This is a genomic window from Micromonospora sp. NPDC048868 (assembly GCF_043198195.1).
Lineage (GTDB): Bacteria > Actinomycetota > Actinomycetes > Mycobacteriales > Micromonosporaceae > Micromonospora > Micromonospora reichwaldensis.
The window spans coordinates 137,108-151,069 of the sequence record NZ_JBICUN010000004.1 but is presented as its reverse complement, the minus strand read 5'-3'; the positions used below and the strand labels follow the sequence as shown (position 1 = coordinate 151,069).

The window sequence follows — 13,962 nt, the reverse complement described above, 5'->3', positions numbered from 1 at the left end:
ATGACCGATGTGGAGGCGGCGGCCCGACGCTTCATCGCCGACGTGTGGAACGGCGCGCGGGAGGAGTCGGCGTACGAACTGGTGTCGCCGGAGTGCCCCGGGCTGGGCGGCGAGGGGCCGGAGGCGACGCTGGCGTGGCACCGGGAGCGCCGCGCCGCCTTCCCCGACCTGCGCTACAAGCTCGTGGACGTGGTGGCCGCGGGGGACCGGGTGGCGGTGCACTGGCGAGCGGCGGGCACCCAGGCCGGGCCGTTCGGGCCGGTGCCGCCGACCGGGCAGGTGGTCAGCTACTCGGGGGCGAGCTTCCTGCGCTTCGACGACGCGGGCCGGATCGTCGACGTGTGGAGCTGCAACGAGCTGTTCCAGCTCCTCCAGCAGCTCGGCGTCGAGATGCTCCCGCCCGCGCCCGGTGGGATCAGCGGGACCGGGGCGTGATCCTGCCGAGCGGGATGTCGATCTCCCACGGCTCCGGGACGAGGATGCCGTCGGTCATCCGGGCCTGCTCGACGTAGACGCCCTTTGCCGGGTCGAGCTTGTGGGCGTGCACCACGATCCCGGCCTCGGTCTCGATCCGCCAGAAGTAGGGGATGTCGGCCTCGGCGTAGAGCGCGGGCTTGAGCACCCGGTCGATGCTCCGCGACCCCTCGGAGACGATCTCGACCACCAGCATCACCTCGTGGGGCCGGTAGTGCGACGGGTTGCGCGAGGCCGAGTCCAGCTCCGTGACCAGCACGTCGGGGATGAACGCCCGGGTGCGGGAGAGCCGCACCTCGACGCCCTGCGTGACGTCGAGGTCGGTGGGGCAGCTTTCCTCGAGCGCGGCCATGAGACGACCGGCGATGGACTGGTGGAGTCGCGTGGGGGAGGGCGACATGATGAGGTTTCCGTCCAGGAGTTCGTGGCGGCGGCCGTCGTCGGGCAGGCGGTCGAGGTCGTCGGCCGTCCACTCGCCCGGCGGCGGAAACTCGTCGTGCAGCGCGGCGGTCATGGCGAGCCCTTTCCGGTGCGTCGTTCTCCCCGCCTCACCGTACCGCCGGCAGACCCCGGGTGGTGGTCGCGCGCGCCGCGGCCACAGGGCAGGATGGTCGGCATGACCGACCGCAGCGAGCGCAGCGAGCCGGGCGGCGCCGGCGGAGACCGTGGCCTGCCGGGCGCGGGCCTGGTGAAGGGGCTCGCGGTCACGTTGAAGACGATGACCCGCCGCTCGACCACCCAGCAGTACCCGGACGTCGCCCCCGAGCTGCCGCCCCGCTCGCGCGGGGTGATCGCGCTGCTGGAGGAGAACTGCACGGTCTGCATGCTGTGCGCCCGGGAGTGTCCGGACTGGTGCATCTACATCGACTCGCACAAGGAGGAGGTGGCGGTGCCCGGCGCCGCCCGCCCCCGCCAGCGCAACGTGCTCGACAAGTTCGACATCGACTTCTCGCTCTGCATGTACTGCGGCATCTGCGTGGAGGTCTGCCCCTTCGACGCCCTCTACTGGTCGCCGGAGTTCGAATACTCCGAGTACGACATCAAGGACCTGCTGCACGACAAGGACCACCTCGGGCAGTGGATGGCCACCGTGCCGCCGCCGCCCGCGCACGACCCGAACGGTGAGCCGGCGAAGGAGGAGACCGCCGCCGCGCGCAAGGCCGCGGTCCCGGCCGCGCCCGCCGCCCGTCCCGCCGCCCCGGCCGCCCGTCCCGCCGCCCCGGCCGTACGACCCGAGCCCGAGGCCGGCGCATGACCGGTGCGGACGTGCTGCTGCTCGCCCTCGGCGCGCTGGCGGTCGGTTCGGGGGTGCTGGTGGTGGCGACCCGGCACCTGGTGCGCGCCGGCCTCTACCTGGTGCTCTGCCTTGGCGCGCTGGCCGGGATGTACCTGGTGCTCACCGCCGAGCTGGTGGCCTGGGTCCAGGTGCTGATCTACGTGGGCGCTGTGGTGGTGCTGCTGCTCTTCGCGGTGATGCTCACCCGCGCCCCGATCGGCGCCTCCGACGACCTGGACCGGCCCGGCTGGGCGGCGGCGCTGATCGGCGGCGGCACCGGGCTCGGGCTGGCCGCCCTGCTCGTCGACGCGTACCGCTGGACGGCCGTGGAACTGCCCGACGCGGGCACCGCGGAACGCCTCGGCGACCAGATCTTCCGTAGCTGGGTGCTGCCCTTCGAGGTGCTCTCGGTGCTGCTGCTGTCCGCCCTGGTCGGCGCCATCGTGATCTCCCGCCCCGACATCGGCCGGCCGAGGGCCGACCAGCGGGGCATCGACCGGGCGGGCACCGAGGGGCGGTCGCGGTGAGACCCGTCATCCCGTACGTCACCGCCGCGCTGCTGTTCGGCCTCGGCGTCTACGGCGTGCTGCGCCGGCGCAACGCGGTGCTGGTGCTGATGGCCGTCGAGCTGATGCTCAACGCGGTCAACCTGATCCTGGTCACCGCCGACACCACGGTGCGCGCGCAACTGCCGCACGGCGGTCAGGTCTTCGCGCTCTTCGTGATCGTGCTGGCCGCCGCCGAGATCGGGGTGGGCCTGGCGATCGTGCTCCAGCTCTACCGGCTGCGGGCCACCGTCGCCGTCGACGAGGTGCCGCTGACCGAGCCGGTCACGGTCGCCGCCACTGCCGGGGCCGATCCGGGCAACGCTGCCGGGACCGACGCCCGGCCCGGGTCCGCCGACCGCCCGGAGGGGGAACGGTGAGCACGACCACCCTGCTCGGCGTGCTGCTGCCGGCCGTACCGTTGGTGGCGGGTCTGCTCGGTCTGCTGCTGCCACCCGCGCCGCGCGAGGCCGGCACGGACGGGGGCCGGGCCCGGCGGGTGGCGATCGCGCTCGGCGTGGCCGGGGCGGCCGGGGCGCTGGCGCTCGCCGTCGCCCTGCTGGTCACCCTCGACCGGCCCGCGGAGGCGTCCACCACCTGGGTGGACCTGGGCGGGCTGACGGTGAGCCTCGGGGTGCGGCTGGACTCCGCCGCCGCGCTGGTCGCCGTCGCGGTTGCCGCGGTGGCCCTGGCCGTGCAGGTCTACTCGGTCGGCTACCTGCGCCGGGGCCCGCACGACGACGTCGACACCGACCACCGCTACCCGCCGTACGCGGCGCAGATCAGCCTCTTCACCGCCGCCATGCTGCTGGTGGTGGTCGCCGGCGACCTGATCCTGCTGCTGGTCGGCTGGGAGGTGATGGGCATCTGCTCCTACCTGCTCATCGCCCACGACCGCCGGCTGCCGGAGGCACCGGCCGCCGCGATGAAGGCGTTCCTGGTGACCCGGGTCGGCGACGTCGGCTTCCTGCTCGGCATCGCGCTGCTCGGCGTCTCGGCCGGCAGCTTCCGGATCGCCGACGTGCTCGCCCACGACCACGCCACCGGTACGCTGACCGCCGCCTGCCTGCTGCTGCTCGCCGGGGTGGCCGGCAAGAGCGCCCAGTTCCCGCTGCACACCTGGCTGCCGGACGCGATGGCCGGCCCAACGCCGATCTCCGCGCTGATCCACGCCGCCACCATGGTCGCCGCCGGCGTGTACGCGGTGACCCGGCTCTACCCGCTGTTCGAGGTGACCCCGGCCGCGCTGGCGGTGCTCGGCGTCATGGCCTCGGTCACCCTGCTGCTCGGCGCGTTCGCCGCCACCGCCCAGGACGACCTCAAGCGGGTGCTGGCCTGGTCGACGGTCTCGCAGATCGGCTACATGACGGGCGCGCTGGCGGTCGGCTCCACCCCGGCCGCCCTGTTCCACCTGCTCACCCACGCCGCGTTCAAGGCGCTGCTCTTCCTCGCTGCCGGTGCGGTGATCCACGCCGTCGGCACCACGCTGATGTCCCGCATGGGCGGGCTGCGCCGCAGCATGCCGGTCACCTTCTGGTGCACGGTGATCGGGCTCGGGGCGCTGGCCGGGGTGCCGCCGCTGTCGGGCTTCTGGAGCAAGGACGGCGTGCTCACCGTCGCCCAGGACGCCGCCCTGCACGGCACCGGCCCGGCCCCGGCCTGGGTCGGCTGGCTGGTCTGGCTGGCCGGGCTGGTCGGCGTCGCGGTCACCGCCTGGTACGCCACCCGCCTGCTGCTGCGCACCTTCTTCGGCGAGGCGCGGATGCCGCTGGCCCACCCGCACGACCCGCCCGCGGTGATGCGCTGGCCGCTGCTGCTTCTCGCCGTGCCGGCCGCCCTGCTCGGCCTCGCCGGCTTCGACTGGGCCTTCGCCCGCCGGTTGCTGCTGACGCCCACCGCCAGCGCGCCGGAGCATCTGCTGATCCACGTCGGCCCGGAACTGCTGCTGCCGCTGGCGTTGCTCGCCGTCGGGGCGGGGCTCGCCTGGCTGCGCTGGCGGCGGGACCCGGCCGCCGACCCGGCGACCGGGCTGGGTCCGCTGCGGCCGGTCTTCGCCGCCGCGTTCCGGCTCGACGACGTCCAGCGCGCCCTGGTCGTACGCCCGGCGAAGGCGCTGGCCCGCGCCACGCGTACGGCCGACGAGGTGGTGGTGGACGGCGCGGTCGAGGGCAGCGGCCGGGCCGCGCTCGGCCTCGGCGGCGGCCTCGCGTCGCTGCACCGCGCGGCGCTGCCGCGCGCGGCGGCCGGCGTGCTCGCCGGGGCGCTGCTGATCGGCCTGGCGGCCGTCGTGATCGGAGTGGCCGTACCGTGAGCGCGAGGAGTGAGCCGGTTTTGCGAGCCCCGCAGTCGCGAACTGAGGTATCGCCATGAGGTTGGGGGAGTTCCTGCTGGTGGCGGTGCTGGCGCTGCCGGCGCTCGGCGCGCTGGCGGTGGCGGCGACGCCCCGGGACCGGGCGGCCCGGGCGGTCGGCACGGCCGTCGCCGCGCTGACCCTGGTGGCCGCCGCGCTGCTCTTCCTCGGCGACCGCGGCTGGACCAGCTACGCGGCGGACGCCCCCGCCGTGCGCCCCTGGCACCGGCTCGACCTGCCCTGGGTGCCCGGCCTCGACCTGCGCTTCCACCTCGGCGTGGACGGCATCTCCTGGCCGCTCGTCGTGCTGACCGCCCTGCTCACCCTGCTCTGCTGCGCGTACACGCTGTGGAAGGTGCCCGACGGCGGCAGCGGCCGGGCGCTGGTGGCCCTGCTGCTGGTCGTCGAGGTCGGCATCCTCGGCACCTTCCTCGCTCTCGACCTCGTGCTCTTCTTCGTCTTCTTCGAGGTCGTCCTGCTCCCCATGTACGCGATCATCGCCGGCTGGGGCGGCGCGGACCGGCGGCGGGCGGCCCGCAAGTTCGCCCTCTACACGCTGTTCGGCTCGGTGCTGCTGCTTGTCGGCGTGTTCGTGGTGGTGGCCGCCGCCGGGACGGCCGACGTGGTGGCGCTCACCGGCGGCACGGGCCTGTCCCGGGGCACCCAGCTCGCGGCGTTCACGCTGCTGGCGCTGGCCTTCGCGGTGAAGAGCCCGCTCTGGCCGCTGCACTCCTGGCTGCCCGACGCGCACACCCAGGCACCCACCGTCGGCAGCGTCGTGCTCGCCGGGGTGCTGCTCAAGATGGGCACGTACGGGCTGGTCCGGATCGCGGTCGGGGTGGCCCCGGAGGGCGCCCGCTGGGCCGCCCCGGTGCTCGGCGTGCTGGCGGTGGCGGCGATCCTCGTCGGGTCGCTGGTCTGCCTCGCGCAGCGGGAGCTGAAGCGGCTGATCGCGTACTCGAGCGTCGGGCACATGGGCTTCGTGCTGCTCGGGGTCGCCACGCTCACCACCACCGGCATCCAGGCGGCCCTGATCGGCAACGTCGCGCACGGGGTGATCACCGGCCTGCTCTTCTTCCTCGCCGGCGCGGTCAAGGACCGTACGCACACCGGGTCGCTGGACGAGCTGTCCGGGCTGCGGGAGACCGCCCCCCGCCTCGCCGGGCTGCTCGGCTTCGCCGCCGTCGCCTCGCTCGGCCTGCCCGGGCTGGCCGGCTTCTGGGGCGAGGCGTTCGCCGTGGTCGCCGCCGTCGAGGTCGGCGGGGCGCTCTGGACCACCCTGGGCGTGCTGGCGGCGATCGGCGGGGCGCTCACCGCGGCGTACCTGCTGCGGCTGCTGCGCAGGGTGACGCACGGGCGACCCAGCCCGGCGGTCGCACGGCTGACCCCCGGCCTGGCCGGCGCGGAACTGCTCGCGTGGGCGCCGCTGGTGCTGCTCGCCCTCGCGGTCGGCCTGGCCCCGACCCTGGTGCTCGGCGTCGCCGAGGCCCCCGTCGACGCCCTCGTGGAGGTGCTGCGGTGAGCGAGCGGATCATCGGGCTCTGTGCGCTGGTGTCTCGTGACGGCACGCGGCGGAGCGGAGTGCCGGCATGAGCGTGGTGCAGAGCGTCGACAACGTGGCGCTGCTCCCGGTGTACCTGGCCGCCGGCACGGCCGTGCTGGTGCTGCTCGCCGACCTGCTGGTGGCCCGCGCCCGGGTCACGCTGGCCACGGCCGCGATCGGCGCGGCGGCCACGGCGCTCGGCGCGGCCCTGGTCGGCGCCGGGGACGAGCGCCGCACGTTCTGCGTGGGCCCCGACTGCTCGTACGTCTTCGGCGGCCGGGCCGCCCTGGTCGCCGTCGTCGTCGCCCTGCTCACCCTCGGCGTGCTCGCGCTGTCCGGCCCGCTGCTGCGGGCGGGGCAGTCGCCGGCGGGGGAGTACTGCTTCCTGCTCGCCTGCTCGATGACGGGCGGCGTGGTGCTCGGCGCGGCCGGCGACCTGATCACCCTGATCGTGGCGCTGGAGACGCTCACCCTCCCGCTCTACGTCCTCGTGGGGCTGCGCCGGGACAGCCTGGCCAGCGCCGAGGCGGCCGTCACCTTCTTCGTGGTCAGCGTGGTCGCCACCACGCTGACGCTGCTCGGGGCGGCGCTGCTCTACGCGACCACCGGCGGACTGCACCTGGGCCGGATCGGCGCGATCCTCGCAGAGCGCGCGGACCTGCTCGACCTGCCGCTGACCACCGCCGCCGTGGCGCTTGTGGTGCTGGGGCTGGCGTTCAAGGTGGCGGCGGTGCCGTTCCACGCCTGGGCGCCGGCCGCCTACGACGGCGCGCCCCTGCCGGTGGCGGCGTACCTGTCCACCGCCTCCAAGCTGGGCGGCGTGGTGGCCCTGCTCGCCGTCGTGCAGCACGCGCTGCCCGCCGACGTGACCGGCCCGGTGCTCGCCCTGCTCGCGGTGCTGACGATGACCGTCGGCAACCTGGTGGCGCTGCGCCAGCGGCGTACGGTCCGGCTGCTCGCCTGGTCCTCGGTCGCCCAGGCCGGCTACATCCTCGCCCCGCTCGGCGCGCTGGCGCTGACCGCTGGGCGCACCGCCGACGCCCGCACCGCCGCGTACGCGGCCGCCGTGGCGTACGCCGTCTTCTTCGTGGTGCTGGAACTGGCGGCCTTCGCGGCCGTGGTGGCGTTGCGCCCGGCGGGCGCGGACGGCGGCACGGTCGACGACCTGCGCGGGGCGGCCCGGCGTCACCCGTGGCGGGCGGCGGCGCTCGGGCTGGCGCTGATCGGGCTCGCCGGCCTGCCGCCGGGCCTGGCCGGGCTCTTCGCGAAGGTGACAGTGGTCCGTTCGCTGCTGGACGGCGGCGCGGGCTGGCTGGCCGTGGTGGTGGCCGTGAACGCGGTGATCGGCCTGGCCTACTACCTGCGTCTCACCGCCGCCCTGTGGGCCGCGCCGGCCGAGGGGCCGGCCGTTCCGGTGGGCGCCGCCGCCGGCGGCGCCGCGACCGTGGCCCACGTGGCCCCCGTGCGGGCCCGGACGGTCGGCGTGGTGCTGGCCGTGGCGACGGCGGCGGCGCTGGTGCTCGGCTTCGCGCCGCAGCTCGTGCTCGACGTCGCCGCCCGCTGACGCGGCGGTTCGCGTCGGACGGTCTTCCCGTCTTCGGGGGCTTCAGTCCCGACGGGCACTTCGGACATCTCAGGCAACTCACAGCCATGAGACGGATGGTTGGCGGGTACCGGGTTGTTGAACCGGTCAGCGGATCCCGAGCGATCCGTGCTGCACCGAAGGAGTGATCGTGCACCACAACCGTCTGAAGACCGCCGCGCTGCTCGGCCTGCTCACCTCGCTGATCCTGGCGGTGGGCTACTGGTTCGGCGGCAGTGGCGGCCTGGTCATCGCCGTCGTCGTGTCGCTGCTCATGAACGGCGTCACCTACTTCTACTCCGACAAGCTCGCGCTGCGCTCCATGCGGGCGCAACCGGTCAGCGAGGCACAGTTCCCCGAGCTGTACCGGATGGTCCGCGAACTGGCCACCGAGGCCGGACAGCCGATGCCGCGCCTCTACGTGAGCCCGACGTCGCAGCCCAACGCGTTCGCCACCGGGCGGAACCCGCAGCACGCGGCCGTCTGCGTGACCCAGGGGATCACCGAGATCCTCGACTACCGGGAGCTGCGGGGCGTGATCGGGCACGAGCTGTCGCACGTCTACAACCGGGACATCCTCATCTCCAGCGTGGCGGCCGGTCTGGCCGGCATCATCACCATGCTGGCGAACATCGCCTGGTTCATCCCGCTGGGCGGGGGCGACGACGAGGACTCCCCGAACCCGGCCGTGCTGCTGCTCACCATCATCCTGGGGCCGATCGCGGCCACCGTCATCCAGCTGGCGATCAGCCGCAGCCGTGAGTTCCAGGCGGACGCCTCCGGGGCCACGCTCACGAAGGACCCGCTGGCGCTGGCCAGCGCCCTGCGGAAGATCCACATGGGCGCCCAGCGTCGGCCGCTGCCGGCCCAGGGGCAGCTCACCAGCACCGCCCACCTGATGATCGCCAACCCGTTCAAGGGCGGCGGCGTGGCGGCGCTCTTCTCCACCCACCCGAAGATGGAGGAGCGGGTCGCCCGGCTGGAGCGGATGGCCGCGAACAGCGGCCCCGTGCAGTTCCAGCGCTGAGGCGCTGATCACCTTTCCGCCCGTGTCCGGTCCGCCGGACACGGGCGGAACGCCGTGTGAGCGCGTTAACCGTTCCTTCCACGCCTCCGGCGGCGTTAGGGTCGAAAGGTTCCCCGCTCGTTACATCCCCTGGAGGTCGACCGTGGCCGCACTGCGCCAGTACCTGGGCGTCTGGCGGATCCCCGGAGCGCCGATGCTGCTGCTCACCGGCATCGTCGGCCGGCTCGGGATCGGCATGACCCCGCTGGCGCTGCTACTGGTCGTCGAGCAGGTCACCGGCCGCTACTCGCTGGCGGCCGTCGCCGGGGGCATCTACGCCCTCTCCGGCGCCGCGCTCAGCCCCGTGGCGGGCCGGATCGCCGACCGGATCGGCCCCACCCCGGTGCTCGTCGGCACCGCGATCGCCCACCCGTTCGCCCTGCTCGGCCTGCTCTGGTCCGCCCGCTCCGACGCCGGCAGCCTGACGCTGGTCTTCGTGGCCTCCGGGGTCGCTGGCGCCACCTACCCGCCACTGACCGCCGCGATCCGGGGTGCCTGGAACGACCTCACCTCGCCGTCGTCCGGCCGGTGGCAGCTGCGCAACACCGCCCTCGCCGCCGAGACCACGCTCTTCGAGATCGTCTTCGTGCTCGGTCCGCTGCTGGTCGCCGGCTTCATCCTGTTCGCCGACGCCGGGGCGGCCCTGGTCGGTTCGGCCGTGGTGACCCTGGTCGGCACCATGGCGGTGGCCCTCGGCCGGGTCATGCGCGGCTGGCAGCCACACCCGCGCGAACACCAGACCAGGGGGCTCGGCCCGCTGCGCGTGCCCGGCTTCCCGGCGCTGCTGCTCTGCGTCGCCAGCCTGGGCATCGCCTTCGGCGCGGCCGGCGTGACCGTGCCGGCGTTCGCCACCGCCTACACCTCCGAGGACCCCGACAGCCTGGCCGGGGTGCTGCTGGCCGTCTGGGGCGTCGGCAGCGCCGTGGGCGGTTTCTGGTTCGGCGTCCGCAAGCCGGCCCGGAACATGACCCGGCTGTTCTCGCTGCTGCTCGGCGGCGTGGCCGCCAGCTTCGCCGTCTTCGCGGTGATGCCCACCCCCGTGGCGCTGGGCACCGCCCTGGTGATCGGGGGCGCCATGATCGCGCCCGCGCTCACCCTGGAGAACACCCTGGTCGGCCGGATCTCCCCGACCAGCATGCTGAACGAGGCGTACACCTGGGTGGTGACCATGTCGGTGGGGGCCAGCGCCGCCGGTGGGGCGGTGGCCGGCCTGATCGTCGACCACGTCGGCGGGGTGCCCTGGGCGTTCGTCTTCGCCGGGGCCGCGGTCGCCGTCGGGGCCGGGGTCGCGGCCCTGCCCGCCGGGCCCATCTCCCGCGCGGAGGCCACGGCGGTACGCACCGAAGAGCTGCTGCCGGCCTGACGCCTACGGGTTCTGACCCGGTCGGCCCCACCGCGGCGGGGCCGACCGGACACCGTCAGCGGTAGTTGGTGAACTGGAGGGCGACGCCGAAGTCCTCGCCCTTGAGCAGCGCGATGACGGCCTGGAGGTCGTCCCTCTTCTTGCCGGTGACGCGGAGCTGGTCGCCCTGGATCTGGGCCTGGACGCCCTTCGGACCCTCGTCGCGGATCTTCTTGCTGATCGCCTTGGCCTTGTCCGAGTCGATGCCCTGGATCACCTTGCAGTCGATCTTGAAGATCTTGCCGGACGAACGCGGGTCGCCGGCGTCCAGCGACTTCAGCGAGATGTTCCGCTTGATCACCTTCTCCTTGAAGACCTCCAGCGCCGCCCGCACCCGCTCCTCGGTCTCCGCCTGGAGGCTGATCGCCTCCTCGCCCGACCAGGAGATCTCGGCGCCGGTGCCCCGGAAGTCGAACCGCGTCGCGAGCTCCTTCTCCGCCTGGCGGAGAGCGTTGTCGACCTCCTGGCGGTCGACCTTGCTCACGATGTCGAACGACGGGTTCGCTGCCATGCTCATGCTCCTGCTGTCCGGCGGTCTGTGGTCCTTCGTCCCCCGCTGACCAGCGGTACGACCCCCTGACGGTACCCGGTTGCGCCGAGGCCAGGGTGAGCCGCTATCCTTGCTTCCGCTGCCGCGTTACGACGCGGTGGGGTGCCCTGGCGGGTTGCCCGAGCGGCCAATGGGAGCGGACTGTAAATCCGTCGCGAAAGCTACAGAGGTTCGAATCCTCTACCCGCCACCAGGAGCACCAACGGCCCCTGACCAGCAGGAATGCTGATCGGGGGCCGTTGTCGTTTGTCTGGCCGAGTCCGGCTGAGTCCAGCCGTTGACGACTGGTTGTGGGCAGATGGTGGGCAGGTCGATCTTGCCTTTGAGCGCGTCCCTGGGGCTGCATCTGTGGGTGTTGGTGGCGCTCGCCGGGTAGGTGCGGGCCGCGACCGTAGAGACCGGCTGAGGGCCTCTGCGGCTGGGTGTCGTTGGCTGCGGGAGGTAGGCCGGGGGCAAGCCAGTCCCGGGGTTGGACTGGCGCGGCAGTCGGAAGCCCGGACCGTCGACCAGGTCGACCCGTTCGGCTTCCGTACCGCCTGGCCGTGATCGTGTCGCCCTTGGGGGCGGCGGTCCGGCGGCAGTCGGTGGCTCTCCGCCCCGGCGCCGAAGGCGGCCGGGGCGGCTTGCCGCCGGCCGGCTCACCGCCCCCGCGCCGCGCGAAGCGCGGCGCCTTGATCCAAAACAGAATAAATCGGCAGTTGCGGCCCTTGCTCGGAAGCTATGGACTGCCAGGGAGGCGGTTAACGAAACCCCTTAACTGCTCTCCACACTGCAGCACTGTTACCTCAACTGGGACTTCCTTCTGTAGAGCCGAAGTCGAGCTGGCCTTGACCGGCGGACTCTTCCGAGTTTCCAGAAGTAGAGCTTCCCAAGCCGGTAGCGGATGATCCGACTCTTATTGCTGCCACTTTTGCCAAGAAGTCCTTGTGGGCGCGCTTCGTTAGATCGAGTAAGCCATGCCAGGTCTGATGGGCAACGCGGGAGTCAGACCTTAGCGAGGAAAGCGCCACTGAGCCTAGGCGGTCAATGTGGTCGACTACGAACGTTAGCCGCCGTATCGGAAACTGGTTACCGAGTTCGGGGTTGGCATCCAGAAAGTTGCTGAGCGCTTGGAGATAATCGATTCCCCGGCCATACTCGTAGTCGGTGAGCCGGTATTGGAGCCTCTTAATCTCGACGATCCAGAGCTGACCGGCGTCATTTAGCATGACAAAGTCAGGCTCTCTCTTTGGGTTCTCGATTGCCGACGTCACGATAGTTTCACCGTAGTTCTTGGCATACCAAGTCTCAAAGCTTGCCCGGACTCGCTTCAAGGACTCGTTCATGCCCAATGGAGTCCACTCAGGCGAGAGGAGCCAAGGTGCCTGTTCGATCAGCTCCTGTAGAGGGCGTTCCAGCGTTGTGCCATCCGAGATGAGCTCTTCAAGCTTTGCAATGACCTCAAGTCGCTCCTCGGCAACCTGCCCCAGCGAATACATCTCCGCCAGACGCGCTCGATGGAAGAGCGCCATCACTGCGTCGATGGTCGTAGCAGTAGTTTCAGCTACTTCCCGAAGTGTCCCTAGCAGGGTGCGGTGGGGGCCAATCGACATTGCAAGATTCGCGATTTGGTCGATATGGTCTTGGTCATCCAGCGCCTCGGGATCTAGGTCTTTCACCAGAAGCTTCGCGGCCTCCGTAACCGACTCTCTCAGTTCTGGCTCGCTCGGTGCCGCCTTGTCTAGACGCTGCTTGAGGTCAGACTTCTTCTCAAAGTCCTTCCACTTCTGGTTGCGAACCGCCTTCTCGGCGCGTTTGCCGAGGTCCTTAATGAGTTTTTGGCCCCAAACCTTAAGCGCCTCCCCCTGATCCGATGACCATAAGATGTCTTGGCGGTCCGACCGAACGAGGTCGTCTTCCTCGTCGAGCCATTCCGCATGAAGTTCGCCCACAAGATATGACCGCATCTTGTATTCGCCTGTGAAGCCGGCGCCAATATCGAAGTCCCGGGTTTGAGCGACGATCTTTCCGCGCGCGTAAACTCGAACTCCCGCCATCGCCGGGTCCTTGTACGGTTTCCGGGAGAAAGCAACGAACCCCGTAACTGGAAGGTAGCCATCCTCGAAGCGCACAGGTCGGTCGGCTAGGTCGATATATGTATCCTCAAGGTAATCGATCTTCAAGCTTCCAAGCTGGAACGGCTCTCCGCTCTTCAGCGAATCATGAACGGTCACTACCCAGTCGTCGCGCGAGATTCCAAACCGAGCCGACAGCTGCCGGTCCAACTCTTCACGACTCGGCACTTTCTTACGGAAGAAGTCGCGTAGCCTGATGACTGTCCCTGAGGAATCCGAGAACGTTCCATCAAGTGGGCCGGGCTCCGGGTTGTACTCCTCGTCAGTGTCGGCAATTATGTCTGCCAGCCGCAGCACAATGTGAGATACTCGCCAGCCGTTGGGAGTCTCCTCGCCTCCAGCCGTTATAACCTCAACGGTTTCACAGATGCCGAAAGGTGCGAGCTTGCCGATGCCCTTGCGGCCCATCACGGGACGCAGCTTCAAACGCGACTTATCGCTGCCTGTTCGCTTGCGTCGATCTGCCCCAACCGACAGGTAGTGACGGTTCAGTTCCTCATCCGTCATTCCATGGCCATCATCCGAGATGATGATCTCATAATGTTGTGACACGGCCTGAATCTGTTCAAACGGGACCAGCGGGATTTGGCCTGAGCCGAGCCACTCATCTCGTCCGACGCTCTCCTCAGGAGGCGCTGTGTCGGCCGCTGGTTCGACTTCATCAGGTCCCGACTTGGCGGCAGCAGAGCTAAGGAACGCGCCCCACGGCAAAGTGATCTCTACGGTTTCCGCATCTGCGTCGTACGAGTTGGCGATCAGCTCCGCTAGAACAGCCGTGACCCTGTCGTAGAGCTTGATGCCCAGTTTGTCGATCGTGAGGCGGCTGATCCTCATCGTGTACTTCGGAGCCCCAGGGGCGGCGTCACTAGGAGGCCGAGCAGCCGGCACTTGGGCCGCAGTTAGGTCGCTTGGGTGAGACGAGGGCCCCGCAGCGCCTGGAGATGGTTGCTGTCTGTCTTGCACGCGACCTCCCGTGTGGACGTAGGTGAGCATCGTCACCCACGGAGACACACGGCGCCACCCCATCGTAGATCCGGTGGCTACGGAAAGTCGCGGTCGT

The 13,962-nt window shown here is 70.9% G+C and carries 12 protein-coding genes and 1 tRNA gene; 10 read left to right on the top strand and 3 right to left on the bottom strand.

Going from position 1 to position 13,962, the window contains the following annotated elements; translation table 11 throughout:
• Positions 1-435, top strand: coding sequence for an ester cyclase (locus ACGFNF_RS07985; RefSeq protein WP_357580421.1), 435 nt, complete (start codon positions 1-3; stop codon positions 433-435).
• On the opposite strand, the gene ACGFNF_RS07980 is transcribed toward ACGFNF_RS07985, so the two are convergent.
• Positions 416-988 carry a Uma2 family endonuclease gene (locus ACGFNF_RS07980; protein ID WP_357580420.1) on the bottom strand — a complete coding sequence of 191 codons (573 nt, stop codon included), beginning with the start codon at positions 986-988 and terminating at the stop codon, positions 416-418. The two genes, ACGFNF_RS07985 and ACGFNF_RS07980, sit on opposite strands and share 20 nt — an antisense overlap.
• A gap of 93 nt (positions 989-1,081) precedes the next feature.
• On the opposite strand from ACGFNF_RS07980, the gene ACGFNF_RS07975 reads away from it, so the two are divergent.
• From ACGFNF_RS07975 to ACGFNF_RS07940, 8 genes are all read left to right on the top strand, one after another.
• Positions 1,082-1,729 carry an NADH-quinone oxidoreductase subunit I gene (locus tag ACGFNF_RS07975; protein WP_357580419.1) on the top strand — a complete coding sequence of 216 codons (648 nt, stop codon included), beginning with the start codon at positions 1,082-1,084 and terminating at the stop codon, positions 1,727-1,729.
• Positions 1,726-2,277, top strand: a complete 552-nt coding sequence (locus ACGFNF_RS07970) for an NADH-quinone oxidoreductase subunit J (RefSeq protein WP_357580418.1) — start codon at positions 1,726-1,728, stop codon at positions 2,275-2,277. Before ACGFNF_RS07975 ends, ACGFNF_RS07970 begins: the two co-directional genes overlap by 4 nt.
• Positions 2,274-2,675: an NADH-quinone oxidoreductase subunit NuoK gene (nuoK, locus tag ACGFNF_RS07965; RefSeq protein WP_357580417.1), complete on the top strand. Its 402-nt coding sequence runs from the start codon at positions 2,274-2,276 to the stop codon at positions 2,673-2,675. Before ACGFNF_RS07970 ends, nuoK begins: the two co-directional genes overlap by 4 nt.
• On the top strand, positions 2,672-4,606 hold the full coding sequence (locus ACGFNF_RS07960; RefSeq protein WP_357580416.1) for an NADH-quinone oxidoreductase subunit L: 1,935 nt from the start codon (positions 2,672-2,674) through the stop codon (positions 4,604-4,606). The genes nuoK and ACGFNF_RS07960 overlap by 4 nt, the downstream gene beginning before the upstream one ends.
• 55 nt (positions 4,607-4,661) lie before the next feature.
• Positions 4,662-6,167: a NuoM family protein gene (locus ACGFNF_RS07955; protein ID WP_393166547.1), complete on the top strand. Its 1,506-nt coding sequence runs from the start codon at positions 4,662-4,664 to the stop codon at positions 6,165-6,167.
• Positions 6,168-6,234: 67 nt separating this feature from the next.
• Positions 6,235-7,752 (top strand): NADH-quinone oxidoreductase subunit N, encoded by a 1,518-nt coding sequence (locus ACGFNF_RS07950; protein ID WP_393166545.1) that lies wholly within the window; start codon positions 6,235-6,237, stop codon positions 7,750-7,752.
• 169 nt (positions 7,753-7,921) lie between these two features.
• Positions 7,922-8,797 (top strand): zinc metalloprotease HtpX, encoded by an 876-nt coding sequence (gene htpX / locus ACGFNF_RS07945; protein ID WP_311410853.1) that lies wholly within the window; start codon positions 7,922-7,924, stop codon positions 8,795-8,797.
• 142 nt (positions 8,798-8,939) lie between these two features.
• Positions 8,940-10,199, top strand: a complete 1,260-nt coding sequence (locus tag ACGFNF_RS07940) for an MFS transporter (protein WP_393166542.1) — start codon at positions 8,940-8,942, stop codon at positions 10,197-10,199.
• 55 nt (positions 10,200-10,254) lie between these two features.
• Here ACGFNF_RS07940 and ACGFNF_RS07935 read toward each other — a convergent pair whose 3' ends face one another.
• Positions 10,255-10,749: a YajQ family cyclic di-GMP-binding protein gene (locus ACGFNF_RS07935; protein WP_089003198.1), complete on the bottom strand. Its 495-nt coding sequence runs from the start codon at positions 10,747-10,749 to the stop codon at positions 10,255-10,257.
• A gap of 148 nt (positions 10,750-10,897) precedes the next feature.
• Between ACGFNF_RS07935 and ACGFNF_RS07930 the strand changes: the two genes are divergently transcribed.
• Positions 10,898-10,981: transfer RNA gene (locus tag ACGFNF_RS07930), tRNA-Tyr, on the top strand.
• Between the two features lie 592 nt (positions 10,982-11,573).
• Here ACGFNF_RS07930 and ACGFNF_RS07925 read toward each other — a convergent pair.
• Entirely contained in the window at positions 11,574-13,736 is a 2,163-nt protein-coding gene (locus ACGFNF_RS07925) for an ATP-binding protein (protein ID WP_393166540.1), read from the bottom strand.
• Positions 13,737-13,962: the final 226 nt, after the last annotated feature.

Excerpts from the sequence above, each read along its gene's own strand:
- ACGFNF_RS07985 (WP_357580421.1), top strand. The coding sequence starts at position 1 with ATGACCGATGTGGAGGCGGCGGCCCGACGCTTCATCGCCGACGTGTGG.
- ACGFNF_RS07980 (WP_357580420.1), bottom strand. The coding sequence starts at position 988 with ATGACCGCCGCGCTGCACGACGAGTTTCCGCCGCCGGGCGAGTGGACG.
- ACGFNF_RS07975 (WP_357580419.1), top strand. The coding sequence starts at position 1,082 with ATGGTCGGCATGACCGACCGCAGCGAGCGCAGCGAGCCGGGCGGCGCC.
- ACGFNF_RS07970 (WP_357580418.1), top strand. The coding sequence starts at position 1,726 with ATGACCGGTGCGGACGTGCTGCTGCTCGCCCTCGGCGCGCTGGCGGTC.
- ACGFNF_RS07955 (WP_393166547.1), top strand. The coding sequence starts at position 4,662 with ATGAGGTTGGGGGAGTTCCTGCTGGTGGCGGTGCTGGCGCTGCCGGCG.
- ACGFNF_RS07950 (WP_393166545.1), top strand. The coding sequence starts at position 6,235 with ATGAGCGTGGTGCAGAGCGTCGACAACGTGGCGCTGCTCCCGGTGTAC.
- ACGFNF_RS07935 (WP_089003198.1), bottom strand. The coding sequence starts at position 10,749 with ATGGCAGCGAACCCGTCGTTCGACATCGTGAGCAAGGTCGACCGCCAG.
- ACGFNF_RS07925 (WP_393166540.1), bottom strand. The coding sequence starts at position 13,736 with ATGAGGATCAGCCGCCTCACGATCGACAAACTGGGCATCAAGCTCTAC.